The sequence below is a fragment of the Bacillus sp. CPT56D-587-MTF genome, assembly GCF_058792335.1.
On sequence record NZ_JBYTEF010000001.1, the window covers coordinates 2,261,771 to 2,285,032 of the forward strand.

Genomic DNA, 23,262 nt, shown 5'->3' on the forward strand with positions numbered 1-23,262 from the left:
ATCACTTTTATTGTAAAAGAAAAGGGAGGAAAGAACTATGGCTTCACCTGAAAATGTTATTTTAGTTCATGAAATTTCAAAGCTGAAAACAAAAGAAGAATTATGGAATCCATATGAATGGTATCGTTTGATGAGGGATAATCACCCAGTTCATTATGATGAAGAGCAGGATGTATGGAATGTTTTTTTATATGATGATGTAAATCGTGTTTTATCAGATTATCGCTTATTTTCAAGTAGAAGGGAGCGCAGACAATTCTCAATCCCTCCTTTAGAAACTAGAATAAATATAAACTCTACAGATCCACCAGAACATCGCAATGTACGTTCCATTGTTTCTAAGGTATTTACTCCAAGAAGTTTAGAACAGTGGAAACCTCGAATACAGGCTATCGCAGATGAACTTGTACAACATATCGAAAAATGTAGTGAAGTTAATATCGTTGAACAGTTTGCTGCACCTTTACCTGTTACCGTTATTTCCGATTTATTAGGAGTCCCAACAACAGATCGTAAAAAAATGAAAGAATGGTCTGATATTTTATTTATGCCGTATAGTAAAGAAAAGTTTAATGATCTGGATGCCGAGAAAGGGATAGCATTACATGAATTCAAAGCATACCTTCTACCGATTGTTCAGGAAAAGAGATATCATTTAACCGATGATATCATTTCTGATTTAATTCGAGCTGAATATGAAGGCGAAAGATTAACCGATGAAGAAATTGTAACCTTTTCATTAGGTTTACTAGCGGCTGGGAATGAAACCACTACAAATTTAATTATTAATAGCTTTTATTGCTTTTTAGTAGATTCACCTGGAATTTATGAAGAGTTAAGAAAAGAACCTAACTTAATTTTAAAAGCGATTGAGGAAGTATTACGCTATCGCTTTCCTGTTACATTGGCCCGGAGGATTACAGAGGATACAAATATATTTGGTCCTTTCATGAAAAAGAATCAGATGATTGTTGCGTGGGTTAGTGCAGCGAATTTAGATGAGAAAAAATTTTCACAAGCCTCTCAATTTAATGTACATCGAACAGGAAATGAAAAGCATTTAACCTTTGGGAAAGGTCCTCACTTTTGCTTAGGAGCACCACTTGCACGTTTAGAAGCTGAGATTGCATTAACTACCTTTATAAATGCTTTTGAAAAAATAGAGCTATCTCCATCTTTCTGTTTAGAAAAATGTATATTGGAAAATGAACAAACATTAAAATACTTACCTATTCGATTGAAAGCCAAATAAAAATCTTAACAAGGTGCATACATTTGCATCTTGTTTTTTTGTTTCTCAATTGTGAGTTTTCGGCAATTACCTTAATATGGAATTGTATAAAACGTAGAGGAGGATTCTTATGTTGACTTGTAATGGAAGTAAATCATTTCAAAAGTTTATTAAAGGTGTTACAAATCTTATGGAAAACGGTTTATTTGAAGAAGAAATAGTGTGTGGCATTGAAAAGTTACTAGAAGAACTTTTAGAAAAGAAAACATGGCTTCCGTTAGATAAACAGAAGGCCAATTTGACTCAATATGCACGACATTTATTGTATGAAGATCCGCTCAAACGTTTTGAAGTACTAGCTCTCGTATGGAAAGATGGACAATCTACACCTTTACATGACCATGACGGCACATGGGGAGTAGAAGGCGTTTTTTCAGGAAGGATTATGGTGAAGAACTTTATACAAACGAAACAACTTGGAAATTCACTTGTTTATTTAACACATACAGGAAATCTTTATTTGGGAGAAGGAGAAACAGATAAAGTAATTCCACCAGCGGATTGTCATATTCTTGAAATTAGTAAAAATGAAAGCGTTATTACGATTCATGTCTATGGAAAACGGCTAGAAAAGTTTAAAGTATATATCCCAACTGAAGAAAAAAATGTGTACATGTGTGAGACAAAATACATTAGTTATAATTCATAGTTTAAAATCCAAAGCTTTTTTAAAAGGAAAAGCTTTGGATTTTATTTTTAATTATTTCTTGACCTGAAACGCTTTTCATAAATTATAAATAAGAAGTACCTCACGAGGATTGTATGAAAACGATACCTAATAATTAATTAGAACTCGTGTATTTATAGAAAGTGGTGAAGAAATAATGAAATTAATCGCAATTGATTTAGATGGAACTCTTCTTTCGGGGAATAAAATGATAAGTAAAGAAAATGCAGAAGCAATTCGAACATGTCAAGAAGCTGGCCATGTTGTAGCAATTTGTACAGGACGTTCTATTGTTGACATTGAGCGATTATTGTTAGAAGTTAATTTAGAGTGTCCAATCATTGCGGAAAATGGGGCTCTTATATATAAAGATAGAAAAATGATGAAGAGATATCCGATTCAAAATATGCAGGCACTTGAAATTGTAGAATATCTTGAAGAGAATGGTTTATATTATCAGCTTTATACTGATAAAGGTGTGTATGTACCGGATTATGGAGTAGAGAGTGTACGTAATGAAATTGAGTATGTGAAGAATTCAAAAGAAAATTTCGACTTGAAAGAGTTAGAAACAATCGCAGCATTATATCTTGAGCATACAGCGTTTCATAGTGCGGAAAGTTGTAAACCAATTGTAGAAACAGATATACATGTGCATAAACTATTACCATTTTCTTATGATATTGAGAAATTAAAAAAACTAAAAGAAACATTTCTTGATAATACAGATTTAGCAATTACATCTTCATATTGGCACAATTTAGAGATTAATCATCGAGATGCTCAAAAAGGGAATGGATTATATACTTTAGCAGAACATCTTAATATTCCGGTTGAAAATACTGTAGCGATAGGTGATGGCCTAAACGATGTTTCTATGATGGAAAAAGCGAACATATCAATTGCAATGGGAAATGCAGTTGAAGAAATAAAAGCAATGTGTAAATACGAAACGTTATCAAATGAAGAACATGGTGTGGCACATGCTTTATATAAATATGTAATGTAAATAAAAAAGAAAAAAGAATCCAAATGGATTCTTTTTTCTTTTTTATTACAGGCTGTGGAGAAAGTCTTCTCCACAGCCTGTTTTTGTGTCTGAACCTCTTTTTATGTGTCAACACTGATAAAAAAGAGGAAAAGGAGAGATTTTTTATGATGGGTGCTTTAAAAAATCATCGTGATGAGCGTGTATCTGTTTCTGTAGAAGAGTTGGTTCCACAAGATCATTTCCTTCGTGCAATTGAAGCGACAATTAGTTTTGATTTTATTGAAGAGAAGTTACGCCCTTATTACTGTGAAAACAATGGACGCCCGTCCATTCATCCTATTGTTTTATTTAAGATGATGTTTATTGGATATTTTTACGGTATTCGTTCTGAGCGTCAATTGGAAAAGGAAATTAAAACGAATATTGCCTACCGTTGGTTTTTAGGGTTTTCTCTATCGGATACTATTCCGGATCACTCTACAATCAGTTGGAATCGTCGTACTCGTTTTATTCATACAAATATTTTCGAAGAAATTTTTGATGAGATTGTGAGACAAGCGACGGAGCACCGGATGGTAGGAGGACGTGCACTGATGACAGATTCTACACATATTAAGGCCAATGCCAATAAAAATAAATTTGTACATAAATATAAAAAAGAAAAAGCAAAGTTTTATATAGACGAGCTAGAAGCTGCGGTAATCGAAGATCGTGAGGTACATGGAAAAAAGAATTAAAACCTAGAAAGGAAAGTGATACCCCTACCAAAAAACCTCGTATAAGTACAACGGATCCAGATAGTGGATTTTTAATGAGAGATGGAAAACCAAATGGTTTTCATTTCTTGGATCATCGTACGACTGATGCGAAGTACAATATTATTACAGATACCTATGTAACGGCTGGAAATATGGCAGATTCCGAGCCGTATTTAGCACGCCTCCAAGCTCAGATTGATAAATTCGACTTCAAAGTAGAAGCTGTTGCCCTTGATGCTGGCTATTTTACAGGATATATCTGTAAGAAACTATCAGAACGGAATATATTTATGGTGATGGGGTATCGCCGATTTGGAAAACGGAATAAAGAAGTACCGAAAAGCCAATTTAAATATGTAGAAGAAATGAATGTTTTCGCTTGTCCGATGGGATGTATTCTAGAATATGTAACAACTGATCGTGAAGGATACCGTCAATACAAATCGAATCCAGAAGACTGCGCTGTTTGTCCGTTACGTGAGGTGTGCTTTTCAAAGAAACAAAAACAAAAAGTTATCACTCATCATGTGTGGGAGAAATATAAGGATATTGCTAGAAAAAACAAGCTAACAGCTACAGGGAAAAGGTTGTATAAAGTACGCTGTTCCACTATAGAGCGAAGCTTTGCAGACGCCAAAGAACTACATGGCTACCGCTATGCCCGGTTTCGAGGGCTGAAGTCTGTCCAAATGCAAGCTTATCTCACCGCAGCTTGTCAAAACATGAAAAAAATAGCCCTCCACCTGACCAAAAAGGGTCAGGTGGAGGGCTATTTTTTAAAATTCTATTATTTTATGTTGTTTTTATTCGCTAAAATCAAAAAAGATTCCAGAGTGTTGGGAACCCTAAAGGGTTTCCCAACACTCTGAAATAAAAAAGAAAAAAGAATCCAAATGGATTCTTTTTTCTTTTTTATTAGGGGTAAGGTATTCTATGAGATTCATAGAAGCCTTATTACATTTTATTATATAGAATATATTGGAATAAATGTTTATATTTTTCATAAAAATTGTGAATATTTTATGAACTTTATACTTATTGCATGTTTATACCGCTATTAGTAACGTGTATGACTCTCGAGTAAAAATTCAGTGAATGTAAGAAGGAATTCAAGTTATCTAGATAATAAGTGAGGAATCAACGAAATATATACTAATTAAAGGTATATTCAGTATATATATTCTTTTCTTGTTTTAATTGAAAAATAAAATTTGTTCGAATAATTATTCTACAGCTATATACCTACACTAGCTTTCTTCGTATAATGGAGAAGTATGAATTTTAGATTTGTATTAATTTTACATATTGAGGTGAAAAAGGAATGAATTCGCGGCTAATGGAACTTATTGATGTGAGTACAATAGAAACCATGGCAGAACAATTTTATAAATTAACTAACATATCACATCAACTTCTTGATGCTGAAAAAGAGTGTGTTTTTTCATTCGGAATGAATGAGATAAAAAAGAGTAAACTTCCAAAGATTGAAATCCCCATTTTCTTATACAATCAACATTTAGGATCTTTTGTTGTATGGTCCAAAAAAAGTGAAATTTTCAGTTGTCAAAAATACTTTGAAATGCTCTCAAGTTTAATTTTAGATGGTGCAATAAAAGTATTTCAAAGTAAAAATACAACGTTGCTTTCTCGGAAAGAAGAGGAACTACATACGATTTTACAAAACATGCCTGTTATGGTCGATGCGCTTGATTATAATGGAGATTTTGTTTTGTGGAATCGAGAATGCGAAATTGTAACAGGTTATACCGCTGAAGAAATAATTGGAAATCCCAATGCACTGCAATTATTGTATCCTGATCATAATTATCGCCATCAAATACAAAAGAAATTTTTAACTTGTGGAAAAAATTTCAGAGATTGGGAAATGCACTTAACATGTAAAAATGGTGAAATCAAAACAATAATGTGGTCGAATATATCAGAACAGTTTCCTGTAACAGGATATAGTTATTGGGCTGTTGGTGTAGATATTACACATTTAAAAGCGATAGAAGAGCAGTTAAAACAACAAACATCTGAACTGGAATTAATTTTTAAAGCTTTACCAGATTTATGTTTCTTAACAGAAGATGATGGCACAATTATAGATTACAAGGCAGGATCTCCTACAAAGTTTTACGTACCCGCAGAAGCTTTTATGGGAAAAAAGTTTTACGAAGTATTACCAACGTCAGTAGCACAGCAGTTTCAGGAAGCCATTAATCAAGTGAAGGAAAAAGGAACGAATGTAATTGTAGAATATCCACTCACACTTAATGGAAGTATTGATTTCTTTGAGGCTAGGTGCTTACCATTATTACATGATAAAATTATGATTATTGTACGCGACATTACAGAGCGAAAAAAAACAGAAGAATTGCTAAATAAATCAGATACGCTTGCAGCAATTGGTCAATTAGCAGCTGGCGTGGCTCATGAAGTAAGAAATCCTTTAACTGTAATTAAAGGTTTTATACAGTTATTTCAAATTAATAAAGAAGATCAAGAAAGATATTTTGATCTTATGCTTTCTGAAATTGAAAGGATAGAAGCAATCCTGCAAGAATTTCTATCAATCGCTAAAACAGATGAGATAAATACAGAAAAGAAAAATATTTATCGAATTTTTAAAAATGTCGTATCGTTAATGAATACAAAAGCAATTATGAAAAATATTCAAGTTGAACTATTTACGGATGACAAAGATATAATTATTGAATGCTCAGAAAATCAATTGAAACAAGTATTTATTAATATTTTGCAAAATTCAATCGAAGCTATGCCAAATGGTGGGGAAATTTCAATTCACATAAAAGAAATAAATGATGATGGTGTCATCATTCATGTAATAGATGAAGGAATAGGAATACCTGAAGAAAGAATTAAGAGATTAGGTGAACCTTTTTATAGTACGAAAGAAAAAGGGACTGGTATTGGATTAATGTTAAGTTATAAAATTATTGAAAGTCATCAAGGGACAATTAGTATCATGAGCGAGGTTGGTGTCGGGACAACAGTAACTATTTACTTACCGAAAGTACTAAGTAAACAATCTCTTTCTAATTGTGACGACAAATGTATAGCAATACGCACTAGTAGTAATTCTTAAATCAATTAATACCCAATAACAAAGCGATTAGTGAAAACTAAGCTTTTTGTTATTGGGTATTTTTTATATTTAATTTAGTAAACTTTACCTTTTCTTTACCTTTGTTTTAATTTCTATTAAGTTTTAAACATTATATTAATATTTGTACAAAGCAATGTATAGAAATTGTACATTACTTTTAATATAGAAATGTGATTATTATTTGAAATATTGTAAGGAGGAGATTATGACAAGGTGAAAAAGCAAGAGAAGAAAAGTGGTAGAGTAGTACCTCTCCGGTTAAATATTTTATTCCTTTGTGTATTTTTATTATTTTCTGGCATTATTATTCAGTTAGGGAAAGTGCAAATTTTTGATGGAGAAACATATAAAAATGAAGTAGAAAAGAGAGAAAATGCAACCGTGGGCCTTTCTGTACCACGTGGGAAAATATTTGATCGTGAAGGAAATCCAGTAGTTGATAATAAGTCTTTACGTACGATTACATATACAAAGGTGAAAGGTGTAAAACAAGAAGAAATATTAAAATCAGCAAGACAACTTGCAGATATTATTGAAATGCCACAAGAAGATATAGATAAGTTAACTGAGACTGATAAGAAAGACTTTTGGATGCAATTAAATCCAGAACTTGCTCAAGACTTAGTATCAAAAACAGAAATAGATAAGTTCAGAGATAAGGATATTACCGGAAAAGAGCTAGACAAAAAAATAGAAGATTTAAAAAGGAAACGCGTTACAGATAAAAATCTTCAAGAACTAACGGCTAAAGATATAGAAGTGTTAGCTATTAAAAGTAAAATGACCTCAGGTTTTCAAATGGCACCTCAAATTATTAAAAAGGACGTTAGTGAACAGGAATATGCGGTGATTAGTGAAAATTTAGCGAACCTTCCAGGAGTAGACGCATCAGTTGATTGGGAGAGAATCTATGTAAATGATGGATTATTCCGTTCTGTCCTTGGTAACGTTTCAAATGCTGATGAAGGATTGCCACGTGAACGATTAGATTATTATTTAGTGCGTGATTATAGCCGAAATGATAGGGTCGGCAAAAGTTATATCGAACAGCAATACGAAGATGTACTTCATGGTACAAAAAAAGAAGTAAGAAGCATTGCTGATAAACAAGGAAATACTATTAGAACGGAAACGGTTTCGGAAGGGAAAAGCGGTAAAAATTTAACTTTAACAATAGATATGGAATTGCAAAAAAAAGTAGAGGAGAGCATAGAAAAAATATTAAAACAATATAAAGGATCAGAATCAATGTTAGACCGTGCTTTCGTAGTGATGATGAATCCGAAAAATGGCCAAGTATTATCAATGGCTGGGAAAAGGCTTGTAGAAAAAGACGGGAAAATGGAAGTTGAAGATTATGCTTTAGGCACGCTGACAAGTTCATATGAGCTTGGATCAAGGGTTAAAGGTGCGACAGTGTTAACAGGGTTTGAAACAAATGCAATAACTCCTGGAACACATTTTTATGATGCACCTATGAAATTTAAAGGAACTAAGGAAAAGAAGTCTTGGAAAAATTTTGGTGATATAGACGATCTAAGAGCGTTACAAGTTTCTTCAAACGTTTATATGTTTAATATAGCATTAAAAATTGCTGGCGTGGGTTATGTGAAAAATAGTTCACTAGATATTAAACAAGAATATTTTGATAAAATGAGGTATTATTTCAGGCAATTTGGACTAGGCGTACAAACTGGTATTGATTTACCAAATGAAACCGCAGGACAAATTGGAAGAAAAGATAATCAGCCTGGTTTCTTATTAGATTATTCTATTGGACAATATGATACGTATACACCACTTCAGCTTGCACAATATATTTCGACTATCGCAAATGGAGGGTATCGAATGAAACCACAAATTGTTCAAGAGATTAGAGAACAAACCGTTCAAAAAGATGAGGTTGGTAAAGTAGTACAATCAATAGAACCCGTTGTTTTAAATAGAATCGATATGAAACAAGAATATATTAATCAAGTAAAAGAAGGATTTAGAAAAGTATTTCAAGAGGGAGATGGAACGGGAGTAAGAGCATTCCAAAAAGCACCATATAAACCAGCTGGTAAAACAGGGACCGCACAAACTGTATATGGTGGAGAAAATGAAATTGGGCGAAATGCGAAAGGTGATCGTAGAGAATGTTATAACTTAACATTGGCTGGATATGCGCCATATGATGATCCAGAAGTAGCATTTTCTGTTGTAGTACCATGGGTTGAAAATGATAAATCGGGCATTAACTCCGATATTGGAAAAGAAGTTTTAGATGCTTATTTTGATTTGAAAAATAAGAGATTAACTGGTGAAGCGCCAAAAACAGATGCCTCTAAAGAGAATTAAAATGTACGAAACGTCTCTAGCATTCCTGTAAACTAGAGGCGTTTTTATCTGGGAATAGATTAGAAATGGGGTATATATGAAGCTGTTTATTCTAAAATATTGGAGGAACATATGTAGCTACATATTCATTATAATAGGGGTTATTTTTATTAATAAGTCCTTTTTATTTTGTATGGTAGAAGGAATTTCGATGCAACCTACTTTGAATGAAAAAGATTATATACTTGTTAATAAGGTAAACGTCTGTTTATCGTCTTTTCATCATGGAGATGTTGTCATTATAAAAAAAGAAGACGCGCCTACTTACTATGTGAAACGAATTATTGGATTATCGGGGGATAACATACAACTAAAAGAGGATGAGGTATTTATTAACGGTAAAAAGCGTGATGAGTCGTATATACATTTAGATATGTCACAAGTATCCAATCGTTTTTCAAATTTTAGAGAAATAAAAGTTCCTACGCATAAATTATTTGTGTTAGGTGATAATCGTAATCATAGTAAAGATAGTAGGAATACACTTGGACTTATTGATGAGTCAAATATAATAGGTAAAGTAGAAATGATATTTTATCCATTTGATCATATAAAATGGATAAAATAATTCTATTAACGATTCACGTTTTATAAAATCAATCATATATTGATAGCATAGGACAAGCAGAAAAGCTTGTTCTAACCTCACAGAACACTCCTTATCACGGTTAGGCATCTACATAGGTAGATGCTTTTTTTATGTTGATGACTGAAAATTATTTATCAATATAATGTAGCAAGCATATTAGGACTATTAGGGGGAGATTACTTGTACAAATAACAGTATGCTTAATTAAAACAGTGAAATGTAAGGAGTGAGGAATAAGTGCTAAATATTTTAGTAGTTAATTTTCCAGCAGAGGGGCATGTAAACCCTACATTAAATTTAGTAAAAGCCTTTACTGAACGAGGGGATAATGTACATTATATTACAACGGCAAACTTTAAGGATAGAATTGAAGATTTAGGAGCTACTGTACATACTCATCCGGATCTATTAAAAGAGATTTCTATTGATGCTGAAACCTCATCTGGGTTAAATGCTTTCTTTCATGTGCATGTTCAAACTTCTTTATATATATTAGAAATTACGAAACAATTATATGAAAGTATAAAATTTGATTTCGTAATTTATGATATATTTGGCGCAGGAGAGTTAGTAAAGGAATATTTACAAGTTCCAGGTGTAGTGTCCTCACCTATATTTTTAATTCCGCCAGAATTTTTGAAGACATTACCTTTTCATCCAAATGCAGATATGCCATTTCAACCAGAGGAAATCTCTGAAAAATTACTAAATCAGATGGAACATAAATTTGGAGTAAAACCAAAGAATAATCTTCAATTTATGAATAATAAGGGTGATGTTTGTCTCGTATACACAAGTCGTTATTTCCAACCTAATAGCGAATCGTTCGGGGAAAATAACATTTTTATTGGACCGAGTATTTCAAAGCGTAAAACAAATATAAAGTTTCCACTGGAATCACTTAAAGAAAAGAAAGTTATTTATATTTCAATGGGAACACTGCTTGAAGGACTCGAACCATTCTTTAATACTTGTATTGATACTTTTTCAGATTTTGATGGGATAGTTGTAATGGCAATTGGTGATAGAAATGATATTTCTAAAATTAAGGAAGCACCAGATAATTTTATAATTGCTCCATACGTACCTCAATCAGAAATATTAAATGAAGCAGATGTTTTTATTACACATGGCGGTATGAATAGTGTACACGATGCCATTCATTATAATGTCCCATTTGTAATAATACCGCATGATAAAGATCAGCCAATGATAGCGCAAAGATTAACTGAGCTTGAAGCGGCACATAGATTATTGAAAGAACATGTTAATGTACACACTTTAAAAGAGGCCGTAACAGATGTACTTTCAAATGAAAAGTATAAATATGGTATAAGAAAACTTAATGATAGCTTTTTAGAATGTGGTGGTTCAAAAGAAGCGATTGCAGTTATTGAATCTCTTTTAAATAAAGTAAAACTTTAATTGGTGGGGCTTTACTGCCTGCAAATAGCGGGATAATTAGTCGTAACTGTATACAAGCATAGAGGTTCTCACCTTTATGCTTGTGTATTCTTATCCAGCAAATTGTACAGCAGTATTTGCATGTAAAAAAGCAGTATCAAAAACGGGAACAGTAAGATCATTTTGGGAGATGAGTAAAGGTATTTCAGTGCAGCCTAATAATACACCTTCAGCGCCGTTTTGAATTAATGATTTTGTAATTTGTAATAACCTTTTTTTAGATGTTTCTGAAATGATCCCTCTACTTAATTCATCTAATATGACATGGTGGATAAAAGTTCTTTCCTCGTCATTTGGGATAATTGTCTCAATGTTATATTTCGCTAATCGTGATTTATAGAAATCTTGCTCCATCGTTTGTTTTGTTCCTAATAGTCCGATACGTTTTATATTCTGTTCTACCATTTCTTTAGCACTTACATCACCAATGTGAAGAAGCGGGATAGATATTGCTTGTTCTACCTCCTCGGCAAATAGATGTACAGTATTTGAACACATTAATAAACATTCAGCCCCAGATTTTTCAACTTTCTTTGCAACTGTAACTAGTTCATTTTTCACTTCTTCATATTGATGGTTTTGTAATAAAGTAGTTACTTCACCAAAGTCCATACTATATAAAATTAGCTTCGCATTTTGATCGTATTGAGAGAGTGTAAGTGTATTAATATGTTTATAGTATAATGATGTAGATTCCCAACTTAATCCTCCAATCAAACCAATAACTTTCATAATGCATTCCTCCCCGAAACGATTTTGAATTCATTATTTCATAATTCCGATAAGAATACAATGATTTAAATGCGCTATTTAATAAAAAATAAAAATAGTAAGAAAAGTGTTGAAATTTACATTCTTTAGTGCCATAATACGAATTACAAATTAATACTTATCCAGAGAGGTGGAGGGAACGGCCCTAAGAAACCTCAGCAACCCCTATGCAATTTTATAGGAAGGTGCTAATTCCGCAGAGGACACGATGTGTTTTTTGAAAGATAGGAGGATTCTTGAAAGTGAAAGAAAGTGACCTCTTATGTAAGAGGTCATTTTTTTGTTGTATAGAAAGGGAGTGTCGATGCATAATTCATTTTTAAATTAAATATAGAGTAATAAAAGTTGACTAATATGAGAGGGGAATTGTCATGAATAAATTATCAACAAAGTTAGTAGTAGCAATCGGTATTGGAGCAGCATTATACGGGATATTAGGACTTTGGGGATTTTCTATTGCACCGAATACATTTATTAAACCAGCATTAGCTATATTAACTGTTTTTGGAGCATTATTTGGTCCAGTGGCAGGACTGTTAATCGGACTTATCGGTCATACCGTAACAGATACGATTGCTGGATGGGGTATTTGGTGGGGATGGGTTATTAGTTCAGGAATTATTGGTTTTTCAATGGGGCTTATTCAAAAAAGAGTTGGTTTTAGTGTGAAAAACGGGTCGTTTAACAAGGGGGATATTTCTTATTTAGCAATTACTGGGCTAGTTGGTATTGTCATTGCTATTATATTTGCTGGGGCATTCGATATTATTGTGATGGGAGAACCATTTGACAAAATTGTTATACAAGTATTAGGAGCAACAATTTCCGATGTCATCGTTTTCTTAGTACTTGGATTGCCACTTACAATTGGTTTGGCGAAATCCAATAAGAAACATACACATTTAAAAATTGAAAAGTAGGGATGTTAACATGCAACCAATTATTTCGTTTGAACAATTCACCTTTCAATATGGGCATGCTGCGCAGCCTACTTTAAGTGATATTACCTTTCATATATACCCTGGGGAAAAAGTGCTAATTGCTGGACGAAGTGGTTCAGGAAAGTCGACATTAGCTCATTGTATAAATGGGCTAATCCCATTTTCTTACGAAGGGAATAGCACAGGTAACGTTTTAATTGCCGGTAAAGACCCAAGGGAAGGAAGTATTTTTGAACAAAGTAAACAGGTAGGAACAATTTTACAAGATCAAGATGCTCAATTTATTGGTCTGACAGTAGAAGAAGATGTAGCTTTTTATTTAGAAAATGAATGTGTAAAGCAAGATAACATGAAAAAGATTGTTTCGGACTCATTAAGAAAGGTGAAGATGCATACGTTTCATAAACAAAGTCCACATGAATTATCAGGAGGTCAAAAGCAAACAGTTTCTCTTGCTGGTTTATTAACAACAAATGCGGATATATTATTGTTCGATGAACCATTAGCGAACTTAGATCCACTAAGCGCCATACATACGATAGAACTTATGAAAGATATACATGAGCAGTATAATAAAACGATTGTTATTATCGAACATAGGATAGAAGAAATTTTAAAACTGGATTTAGACAAAGTTATATTAATTGATGAAGGTAAAGTCATTGCGATGGGAACACCAAAAGAAATCTTAGCGTCAAATATATTACCACGTATTGGCTTAAGAGAGCCTATTTACATCGAAGCATTAAAGAGATTACACTTTGATTGTAATAATGACGTAATATATCCAATGGAAAACCTTCAAAAAGAAAAGGTAAGCAACGTTATAAAAGAGTGGATGGAGAAACAAGTCATATTAGAAAGGAATGCTAAAAACAAGGAATTACTTAAAGTGGAGAATTTATCATTTTCATACCCTAATAAACAAAAAGTATTAGAAAATGTAAACCTTTTAATATATGAAGGAGAAATTGTGGCACTGTTAGGACATAATGGAGCAGGGAAATCCACATTAGCTCATAGTCTTATAGGTATAAACAAAATGAAAAATGGGAAAATTGCGTTAAAAGGTGAAGATATTAGTTCTTGGTCTATTCGTAAACGTGGGGAAATCATATCTTACGTGATGCAAAATCCAAATCATATGATTACACAGCCTACTGTTTTTGAAGAAGTTTCATTTACATTAACATTACATAATTTTTCTAAGGAAGAAATTAAGAATAAAGTAGAAGGGATTTTAAAAATTTGTGGCTTATATCCATTTCGTAATTGGCCAATTCAAGCACTAAGCTATGGGCAAAAAAAGAGACTAACAATCGCATCTGTATTAACAACAAATCCTAAGCTTATCATATTAGATGAACCGACAGCGGGACAAGATTATTATCATTATAAACAATTTATGTCGTTTATTAAAAACCTAGCTAAAAAGGGAATTTCATTTGTTGTTATCACTCACGATATGAATCTCGCGCTAGAATATACAGACCGTGCAGTAGTTCTACATGAAGGGAAAATTATTGCGGATAACACAGTGTTTGATGTATTAGGCAATCAAGAAACGTTACAAAGAGCCAACTTAAGAGAGAGTTCTTTAACCAAGCTTATTAAATTTAGTGGGATTGCATGTCCAGAAAAATTTATGGAGCTTTATTTAGACAGTACTAGGAGGGAGGAAGGTGCATAGTACATATTTTCATCGTATGGATGGGGTAGTGAAATTGTTTTTATTTATTTTTTGTATGACGCTTACTTTTTTGTTTTTTGATTTTCGGGTGTTGCTAATATTATTTATTATTGGGTGTATCGGACTCAGCATTGCTAAAATTCCATTTCGTAAAATTTTAATTGTTTTTAGTGTCATATTTACATTTAGTTTATTAAACTCTGTCATGATTTTATTTATTACACCAACTCATGGATCTGAATTAACTGAATCATATACCGCGTTTTTACATGTTGGATATGCAACGATTACATATGAAACATTATTTTATGCAGCTACACTTTCATTAAAGTATTTTACGTTATTACCATTTACACTTCTTTTTATTTACACGACAGATCCAAGCGAATTTGTAAGTAGCTTAAGTAAACTTGGTATTCATTATAAGATTACATATGCAATAAATATTGCACTACGTTATATTCCTGACATCCAGTCTGAGTATAAAATTATTAAACACGCGCAAGAAGCGAGAGGAGTGGCTTTTGAAAAAGGAGAAGCAAGTTTATGGGTTCGTATGAAGAACCGTGTTTTAATTTTCTGGCCACTAATCATTCATTCTCTAGAAAGAATAGATACGGTTTCAAATGCAATGGATTTAAGAGGATTTGGAAAGAAGGATAAACGTACATGGTTTTATACAAGTAAGGCGAAACGTGAAGATTTCATCGCTTTATTTGCCGGTATTTTCATATTTATTGTTGCGGTATATTTAAAATTAAACGTATTTCAAAACTTTTGGTATCCATTTTAAAGCACTCTTTAAACGAGTGCTTTTACTTATTTTTATGTAGACATGCTCAAAAAAGGGATATATACATAATGTATAATACGAACCAGTTAAAATGATCAACTACCTATTAGTTTTCAAACCAAAAGGAGGAGAAAATATGAGTTACGGTGGTTCTTGTGGTTTTGGTGGAGGTTTCGCTTTACTAGTTGTGTTATTCATTCTATTAATAATTGTAGGATGCAGCTGCTGGGGCGGAGGATACTAATTTTTAATTAGTCTTCACAAATGTAAACTAAAAAAACATTGAAGATACTTATGTATCGAAACAAATAAAAAAGGAGCAACTATGCTCCTTTTTTATTTGTTTAAATGCGTATTCTCACTATATTTCGGGAACGTAATCGTTAAAGTCGTTCCTTTACTAACGATACTTCGGATTTTTAAACTTCCATGCATCGTCTCAATAATCTTAACAGCAACCATTGTACCTAAACCAGTTCCTTTTGTTTTTGTACTAAAATACGGTTCACCGAATCGATGTATTTGCTCCTGTGACATTCCAACTCCGCTATCTTCAATTCGTATTTCAACTTTACTATTATTGATAGATGAGGAAATATTTAAGGTACCACCATTAGGCATTGCTTCAATACTGTTTTTTATTAAGTTTAAAAAACATTGTTGAAAGTGCTGTTTATTACCAACAATGGTTGCCTCAGAAAAATCCTGTGTAATATGTATCGTATTCATATTACACAATGGCAATATCATATTAATAACTCGATTTAACTCTTGTTTTACTGAAATTTGATCTAATTTTTCTGGAGCAGGTTTGGCAAACGTTAAGTAATCATCGATAATTTCTTGGGCACGATTTAACTCTTCAAGTATATGTTTAATATATTCGTCTCTTGATTCAGGAGTTAAATTTTGTGTTTTTAAAAGCTGTGTAAATCCTTTTACAACCGTTAAGGGATTCCTTACTTCGTGCGATATACTTGCAGCGAGTTGGCTAACAATCTCCATTTTTTCCATTTTAATTAATTTAGAGCGCATTAATACAGCATCCTTTATAACTTCATTTATATAAACAATAAATAACATTAAAGTAGTCGGTAATACCATGAAATAAATAATATACAAATTATTCACTTCAAAATCTGATAAAGTTAATACAATTAAAGTTGTAAATATTGCTAGGAAAAAGGTTAAAAACATGGAAAAAGCTACTTTAAGTTTTCTATTATATGTATTAAATTTTGAAGATGCGAGTGCTGTAACGATGAACATTATTCCGTAAACAACGACTGTTAGCATATTAAATCCATAAAATATAAATCTTGTAATTAATAAAATTGTAAACAATATGATACCGACAGGGAATCCACCATAAAGCGTAGCTATTATGACCGGAATTTGTCTTAAATCATGAATACAACTTTCATCCATATAGATAGGGTATCGCATACATAAAATAAGCGGAATACTAGAACAAAGGGTAATCAGTAGTATTTTATATTTCTTTAAATAGTGCCGGCTATCATATATGAAATAAAAAACAAATATACTACATAAAATGTATAGAAGATTATTTAACACGTTTTGATTAATATAAACAAAGTCCATAATATTTGCCTCGTTATTCTGAATTTCCTTTTCATATGTATTATACATGATAATAGTATAAACTCTATATTTCTTTTAATAATTTAGGGTTATATCCTTTCCGCATTAGCCGCTTTTAACCACGCTTCATAGAATTCTATAACTGATGCATACCGTTCTGCTCGATTGGCATTTACAGCACGATACGCTACCTCATATAATTCCTTACTTGCTTCCCATTTTATAAAAGAACGATCTTTTTCACCGCCTAAAAGTGAGAAAGCCATTGCTCCCATATTAAATACATTTGTTCTTTCATCAATTGTTGCGTTTAGTTCAAATTCCTCTGGTGACATAAAACGGGAGGAACCCCATAGCCGGCCCATTCTATTTATGTAAGGTTTCTTACTGTATAAATCTATATCACAAATTTTTGTCTCGTTTGTATTAAAATTATATAAAATACTACCGTCATAAAAATCTATTGCTACATAGTTTTTCTTTTCTACATAACTATGGAAAGAAAAAATGGAATGTAAGGAATGAATTCGTTCTATAGCAGATAAATGTCTAAATTTATAAAATGGTGAGTTTGGATTTTTATATTTTTCAGGAGATGGGAAACGCCAATGCGAATGAAGACACTCACCATCAAACCAATCGAAAATTAATACATATCCAGATTGAACTGGAAAATGATCAATTAATCTTATGAGCGATTTATGCTTTAAATCTTCATAGATAGTAACTGAATTTTTTAGCCTTTCAATAGCATCACCCGTTGTTCCTTCATATGCAATTGTTTGTGCTCCTGCGTATTTGATAAATTTCTTATGCCCATCTTTTTCTACACCAAAACTTATATTACCTGAATCTTGTTGGTCAAAAACTGCAAATACGGTCCCTAATTTAATAAGCCAATCAAAATTATGATATTCTTTTAATTGGAATGTTACGTTATTTAACTGAATTTCCACGGAATTATCTTTCATAGATTACCTCACATTTAATATAATTAAGTTGTACATTCCACTATTCGACATATTTTATGGAAATCCTATGCTAATAATATAAAATTTTATAAATATAATGATAAATATTTATAGAGAGGTGAATACAATGGATCAACAAATTGTTATTAAACCGTATCAAAAAGAATGGGTTGAAGAGTATATAAAAGAAAAAGAGAAATTTTGTTCCTTGTTAGGACAAGAAATAATTGCTGTTGAACATATAGGAAGCACAGCAGTAGAAGGATTAGGAGCTAAACCTCTTATTGATATGATGATTGGCGTAACAGAATTGCAAATAACTGAAAAGTGGATTGAAGTTCTATCGGAAATTGAATATGAGTATGTTCCAAAAGATGCAACGAATTGGCGTTTTTTTAGAAAAGGAAAGTGGAGAGCAGGTACTCATCATTTGCATGTTTATATTTATAATAGTGACGAGTGGAGAAACAATATTTTATTTCGTGACTTTCTAATAAGCAATGAATGGGCACGTAAAGAATATAGAGAATTAAAAGAGATGCTTGCTATTACATATGCTTTTGATTGTGTTTCATATACAAAGGCAAAAGCGCCGTTTATTCGAAAAATATTAGAATTGGCTAGAATTCAATAAATTTATAGATTCTTATCTAACTAGTTTTGAAACCTCTTCCTATACTTTTTATAGGGAGAGGATTTTTTTCATAACAAAATATATAATTTCTAAATTATTGGAGGCAAACTATTTTATTTATTTTGATATTTCTAGTACATTGGAAATATTAAGGGGGAATTAAGCAATGAAAGCTATTGTACATCAATATGAAAAAGGATTAGAGGGGTTAGAATATAAATTTTCACCTGAGATAAGTCCTAATGCAGGTGAAGTAAAAATAAAGTTAAAAGCTGCAGGGTTAAATCATAGGGATTTATTTATTATAAACAATAGAAAAGAAATGGATCTACCATTAGTAATAGGTTCAGATGGCTCAGGAATTGTTACAGAAATAGGAGAAGGAGTTTCAAATATTACACTACATACAGAAGTTATTATTAATCCTAGTATTGGATGGGAACATGCTACTGAAGTACCGGAGTTACCGGAAGTACTAGGTGGGCCGAAAGATGGAACGTTTGCTGAATATGTAATTGTACCAGCTGAAAATGTAGTAGAAAAGCCGTCATATCTTACTTGGGAAGAATCAGGTGTTTTATCTTTATCTGCATTAACTGCATATAGAGCACTTTTTACAAAGGGTAGATTGAAGTGCGGTGAACACGTTTTAATTCCGGGAATAGGAGGTGGTGTAGCTACATTTGCCATGTTATTCGCGAAAGCAATCGGCGCAAAAGTGAGTGTTACTTCAAGGGTAGAGAATAAAAGGGAACTTGCTGAAAAATATGGTGCAGATATTTCTTTTAATAGTACCGGAAATTGGGAAGAGAGCTTACAAGGTGAAAAAGTAGATTTAATAATAGATAGTATAGGCCCGGCAACTTTCTTGAAATATTTTGATGTATTAAAACCAAATGGAAGAATCGTGAATTTTGGTGCAAGCTCAGGAGATAAAATTGAATTACCATTACGCGCATTATTTTACAATCAAATTGATATTATGGGAACATCCATGGGTAGCCGTGAGGAATTTAATGAGATGATAAAGTTTATTGAAAAATATCAAATTAAACCAATTATTGATAAGGTGTACTCGTTAGAAGAAGCAATTCGAGCACTAAGCCGTATGGAACATGGAGAACAATTCGGAAATATTGTACTTCAAATGAATTAAAAAATATGATTTTGCAATTAGTATATTTAAATGAATATGTTATGTATTTCAAACATGAAAAAAATACGAACCGCCTTATTATAAAGGCTTACCGGCTTTATACATAAATAGCGTATAAAATTTGTTTAATAATTGTCATATGAGTAATAGTAAAATGAGAATTAGATGAAAAAAGTTTAAGCCTATTTTCATAATGGTATTGTATACTGTGTAAATCAAGAACACTTGTATGTAAGGAGAGAGTTTAATGAATTACACAGTATTTCAGTGGTTTAATAATTTTGCTGATTCATCCAAACTATTAGATACGTTAATGATTGCTATTACAAATAGCGCTGCATACGTAGCCGTTCTATTTATGTTTATCTTATGGTTTAATAATGGAAAGAAAGAAAAGGCAATTAGAAAACAATATACAGTTTTATATACGGCGCTTTCGGTTATTATTGCATTATTAGTAAATGTTCTTATACACGCGGTATATTACCATCCGCGTCCGTTCGTATCACATGATGTACATCAATTAGTACCACATGCAGCAGATTCATCATTCGTTAGTGATCATTCTGTACTTGTATTTTCAATCGCCTTCGTATTTATTCTTAGAGGAGAAAAACTAAAATATATCGTGCTATTATGGGCAGTACTAGTCGGTATATCACGTATGTACGTAGGTGTTCATTATCCTTTAGATATACTTGGTGCAGCATTCTTAACACTTATTACGAGTGCTTTAGTAATGCAAAGTACTCGTATGTTTGAACCAATAGCGAAACTTGTATTCAAAATGTATGCATTAGTAGCGAGACGAATTCCTTTCTTAGCGAAATATAACCATATCGCATAATTTTCCTATAAAAAATTCCCCTTTGGACATCCAGAGGGGAATTTTTTATAGGAAATACGAAAAGAGTTTAGAGTGCTCTGTAATCAAGTTGTACTAATTAATATTCTGAAATTTCACGCACCGTATTTTAAATATATAAAATAATAACACAAAATAACAACAGTTAGTTTTTCATTGTTTTAAAGGAATTAAAAAGAAAACTTCGAAACATATAGTATCGTAAACAAAAACTACAAATTTTAAAACGGATCTTCGTACGAATCCATTCCAAAAGAGAGGAGATAAGTATGCAAAAACTCCAAACGAATAAAGGCGCTCGATATATGATGATTGCTTTTATTGTTTTGTTTCTTATTATGATTTTGCGTATATTCTATATTCAGGCAGTAGGAGTCGTGCATAATGTGAATGTAAAGGATCTCGCGAATGAACAACATAATAAAAAAGGTGTTTTAGAAGCGAATCGTGGCACTATCTATGATCAAACCGGAAAGGTGTTAGTACAAGATTCTACAACGTATCGAGTTGTTGTGAATTTAAAAGGAAAAGATAAAGTGAAAAATAAAGATGAAACCGCACAACAATTAGCCGATGCGCTTGAAATTGATAAAGAAGAAGTATTAAAAAACTTTCATGAAGGGCGTACGCAAGTTGAAATTGGGAAAATTGGTCGGAACTTATCTAGGGAAAAGAAGGAAAAAATTAATGATTTAAAAATACCAGGTGTATCTTTTATGTCGGAAAAAGCAAGAGTGTATCCGAATGAAGACTTTGCATCCTATATACTTGGTTTTGCTAGACCAGATGATAAAGGGAATACGGAAGGAAAGTTTGGGCTTGAAAAGAGTTTGGATAAATATTTGCGCTCTACAAACGGGAATATAGAATATGTGGGTACACGAAGAGGGATTCCGCTTACAAATGATATAGGTAAAGTAGAACCTGCTAAAAATGGAAATAACGTATATTTAACACTTGATAAACAAATTAATAGCTTTTTAGAAGAAGCGATGAACAAAGCACAAGAGCATTATGATCCGTCTATGTTAATTGGAATTATTGCTGATCCAAAAACAGGAAAGGTTTTAGCGATGTCTAGTAAACCTAGTTACAATCCTAATGTAGGTGATATCGAATATTTTTTAAATGATCCGATTGCAAATGCATATGAACCAGGTTCAACAATGAAAGTTTTTACGTTAGCAGCTGCCATTAATGAAGGTGTATATAACGGCAAAGAATATTTTCAATCTGGAAAATATTCCGTTGGTTCATCTGATATAAAAGATCATAATGGTGGATTTGGATGGGGATCAATTACATTTGATGAAGGTTTTGAAAGGTCATCAAACGTAGCTTTTTCTATTTTAGAAGATCAGTTACTGAAACCAAATAAATTTAAGCAATATATGAATAAATTTGGATTCAATCAAAAAACAGGAATAGATTTACCTGGAGAAAGTAAAAATACTTTATTATTAAATACGCAAATTCAACAGGTTACAACTTCTTTTGGTCAAGGTTCTACAGTAACTCCAATTCAATTAATCCAAGCGGCTACTGCTATAGCAAATGACGGGAAAATGATGCAACCATATATCGTTGATAAAGTTGTAAATCCAACAAACAAGGAAGTTATTATGGAAAATCAACCGAAAGAAATTGGGAATCCGATAAAAAAAGAAACAGCGGACAAAGTTAGAAGCTTAATGGAGCGTGTTATAACATCTTCAAAAGGAACTGGTACAATGTATAAAGTGGATGGTTATCCAATTGGAGGTAAGACAGGAACAGCACAAATACCGAATCCTGAAAACGGCCGATATATGGAAGGGAAAGAGAATTACATTTTCTCCTTTTTAGGAATGGCTCCAATTGATGATCCGGAGTTAATCGTATACTTAGCTATTAAGCAGCCAAAGTTAAAAGGAGATGAGTATGGAGCTCAGCCTCTTGCTGAAATATTTAAACCTGTTATAAAAAACAGCCTTGAATATTTAAAGGTGAAACCGTATACAGAAAAACAAATAGCTGATGCAATGAAACAATCTCAATTAAAAGTACAAAATTATGTAAATCAATCGATGGATACAATAGAGAAAAGTGTAGAAAAAGAGAAGCTACAGCCGGTAATTTTAGGAGAAGGAAAAATAATAAAACAATATCCACAGTCTGGCGAGGTAATGAGTGAAGGTGATCGTATATTTTTATTAGGGAATAACGCACAAATGCCAAATGTAAAAGGTTGGTCCATGCGTGATATTATGTATTTCTCCAAACTTTTGAAATTAGATTTGAAAACTTCTGGTACGGGTTATGTAACGAGTCAAAGTATTGAAAAAGGACAAGATTTACAAGAAGGAGATACACTAGAACTAGAATTAGAACCGCCGTTACAACCGTTAACAGAGGCGAATACGAATTAATCCAGGCATTTGGAAAGAGCTATATGCAAATAGCTCTTTCTTTAGAGTTGCGAGTAATTTCACGCACCGTAATTTTTAGAAAAAATAATAAATGATAAGTTGTTAAATATCTGATTATTTTTTATTTACAGTTAAATACATATGTGATAATATGGAAAA

At 32.3% G+C, this 23,262-nt stretch carries 18 protein-coding genes, 1 pseudogene and 1 riboswitch; of the genes and pseudogenes, 16 read left to right on the top strand and 3 right to left on the bottom strand.

Annotation, left to right across the window (positions count from 1 at the left end; genetic code table 11):
• Positions 1-37 precede the first annotated feature (37 nt).
• The 8 genes and pseudogenes from AC3WVZ_RS11540 to AC3WVZ_RS11575 all read left to right on the top strand — a co-directional run bounded on the left by AC3WVZ_RS11540 (position 38) and on the right by AC3WVZ_RS11575 (position 11,230).
• Positions 38-1,252, top strand: coding sequence for a cytochrome P450 (locus tag AC3WVZ_RS11540; RefSeq protein WP_233936377.1), 1,215 nt, complete (start codon positions 38-40; stop codon positions 1,250-1,252).
• A 109-nt stretch (positions 1,253-1,361) separates the two neighbouring features.
• Complete coding sequence (locus AC3WVZ_RS11545) at positions 1,362-1,940, top strand: cysteine dioxygenase family protein (RefSeq protein WP_000954442.1); 579 nt, start codon at positions 1,362-1,364, stop codon at positions 1,938-1,940.
• 175 nt (positions 1,941-2,115) lie between these two features.
• A complete protein-coding gene (locus AC3WVZ_RS11550) occupies positions 2,116-2,967 on the top strand; it encodes a Cof-type HAD-IIB family hydrolase (protein WP_233936378.1) in 852 nt (283 codons plus the stop codon).
• A 146-nt stretch (positions 2,968-3,113) separates the two neighbouring features.
• Positions 3,114-4,483 (top strand): annotated as a pseudogene (locus AC3WVZ_RS11555) (IS1182-like element ISBth7 family transposase); the annotation flags it as partial.
• Between the two features lie 545 nt (positions 4,484-5,028).
• Complete coding sequence (locus AC3WVZ_RS11560) at positions 5,029-6,816, top strand: ATP-binding protein (protein ID WP_001088552.1); 1,788 nt, start codon at positions 5,029-5,031, stop codon at positions 6,814-6,816.
• A 234-nt stretch (positions 6,817-7,050) separates the two neighbouring features.
• Complete coding sequence (locus AC3WVZ_RS11565; protein WP_233936379.1) at positions 7,051-9,177, top strand: peptidoglycan D,D-transpeptidase FtsI family protein; 2,127 nt, start codon at positions 7,051-7,053, stop codon at positions 9,175-9,177.
• Positions 9,178-9,253: 76 nt separating this feature from the next.
• A complete protein-coding gene (gene lepB / locus AC3WVZ_RS11570; RefSeq protein WP_063220391.1) occupies positions 9,254-9,784 on the top strand; it encodes a signal peptidase I in 531 nt (176 codons plus the stop codon).
• A gap of 258 nt (positions 9,785-10,042) precedes the next feature.
• A complete protein-coding gene (locus AC3WVZ_RS11575; protein ID WP_063220390.1) occupies positions 10,043-11,230 on the top strand; it encodes a macrolide family glycosyltransferase in 1,188 nt (395 codons plus the stop codon).
• A gap of 90 nt (positions 11,231-11,320) precedes the next feature.
• Here AC3WVZ_RS11575 and AC3WVZ_RS11580 read toward each other — a convergent pair whose 3' ends face one another.
• Positions 11,321-12,001 (bottom strand): aspartate/glutamate racemase family protein, encoded by a 681-nt coding sequence (locus tag AC3WVZ_RS11580; protein ID WP_063220389.1) that lies wholly within the window; start codon positions 11,999-12,001, stop codon positions 11,321-11,323.
• A 154-nt stretch (positions 12,002-12,155) separates the two neighbouring features.
• Positions 12,156-12,271: riboswitch (SAM riboswitch) on the top strand.
• 140 nt (positions 12,272-12,411) lie between these two features.
• Between AC3WVZ_RS11580 and AC3WVZ_RS11585 the strand changes: the two genes are divergently transcribed.
• The 4 genes from AC3WVZ_RS11585 (at position 12,412) to AC3WVZ_RS11600 (ending at position 15,708) form a co-directional block, all read left to right on the top strand.
• Positions 12,412-12,960 (top strand): ECF-type riboflavin transporter substrate-binding protein, encoded by a 549-nt coding sequence (locus AC3WVZ_RS11585; protein ID WP_001038210.1) that lies wholly within the window; start codon positions 12,412-12,414, stop codon positions 12,958-12,960.
• A gap of 10 nt (positions 12,961-12,970) precedes the next feature.
• On the top strand, positions 12,971-14,671 hold the full coding sequence (locus AC3WVZ_RS11590) for an ABC transporter ATP-binding protein (RefSeq protein ID WP_063220388.1): 1,701 nt from the start codon (positions 12,971-12,973) through the stop codon (positions 14,669-14,671).
• Positions 14,664-15,464 carry an energy-coupling factor transporter transmembrane component T family protein gene (locus AC3WVZ_RS11595; RefSeq protein ID WP_000556372.1) on the top strand — a complete coding sequence of 267 codons (801 nt, stop codon included), beginning with the start codon at positions 14,664-14,666 and terminating at the stop codon, positions 15,462-15,464. Before AC3WVZ_RS11590 ends, AC3WVZ_RS11595 begins: the two co-directional genes overlap by 8 nt.
• Before the next feature lie 136 nt (positions 15,465-15,600).
• On the top strand, positions 15,601-15,708 hold the full coding sequence (locus AC3WVZ_RS11600; RefSeq protein WP_000120182.1) for a YjcZ family sporulation protein: 108 nt from the start codon (positions 15,601-15,603) through the stop codon (positions 15,706-15,708).
• A 92-nt stretch (positions 15,709-15,800) separates the two neighbouring features.
• Here the strand turns inward: AC3WVZ_RS11600 and AC3WVZ_RS11605 are convergent, their stop codons facing one another.
• Complete coding sequence (locus AC3WVZ_RS11605) at positions 15,801-17,069, bottom strand: LytS/YhcK type 5TM receptor domain-containing protein (protein WP_000348330.1); 1,269 nt, start codon at positions 17,067-17,069, stop codon at positions 15,801-15,803.
• Between the two features lie 89 nt (positions 17,070-17,158).
• Positions 17,159-18,040, bottom strand: a complete 882-nt coding sequence (locus tag AC3WVZ_RS11610; RefSeq protein ID WP_000654538.1) for a protein kinase domain-containing protein — start codon at positions 18,038-18,040, stop codon at positions 17,159-17,161.
• 127 nt (positions 18,041-18,167) lie between these two features.
• Here AC3WVZ_RS11610 and AC3WVZ_RS11615 point away from each other — a divergent pair, with 127 nt between their 5' ends.
• From AC3WVZ_RS11615 to AC3WVZ_RS11630, 4 genes are all read left to right on the top strand, one after another.
• Positions 18,168-18,674 carry a GrpB family protein gene (locus AC3WVZ_RS11615; RefSeq protein WP_233936380.1) on the top strand — a complete coding sequence of 169 codons (507 nt, stop codon included), beginning with the start codon at positions 18,168-18,170 and terminating at the stop codon, positions 18,672-18,674.
• Between the two features lie 166 nt (positions 18,675-18,840).
• A complete protein-coding gene (locus AC3WVZ_RS11620; RefSeq protein WP_000644512.1) occupies positions 18,841-19,830 on the top strand; it encodes a zinc-binding dehydrogenase in 990 nt (329 codons plus the stop codon).
• A 247-nt stretch (positions 19,831-20,077) separates the two neighbouring features.
• Positions 20,078-20,677 carry an undecaprenyl-diphosphatase gene (locus AC3WVZ_RS11625; protein ID WP_233936381.1) on the top strand — a complete coding sequence of 200 codons (600 nt, stop codon included), beginning with the start codon at positions 20,078-20,080 and terminating at the stop codon, positions 20,675-20,677.
• 287 nt (positions 20,678-20,964) lie between these two features.
• Positions 20,965-23,103: a penicillin-binding protein gene (locus AC3WVZ_RS11630; RefSeq protein ID WP_001170947.1), complete on the top strand. Its 2,139-nt coding sequence runs from the start codon at positions 20,965-20,967 to the stop codon at positions 23,101-23,103.
• Positions 23,104-23,262 lie beyond the last annotated feature (159 nt).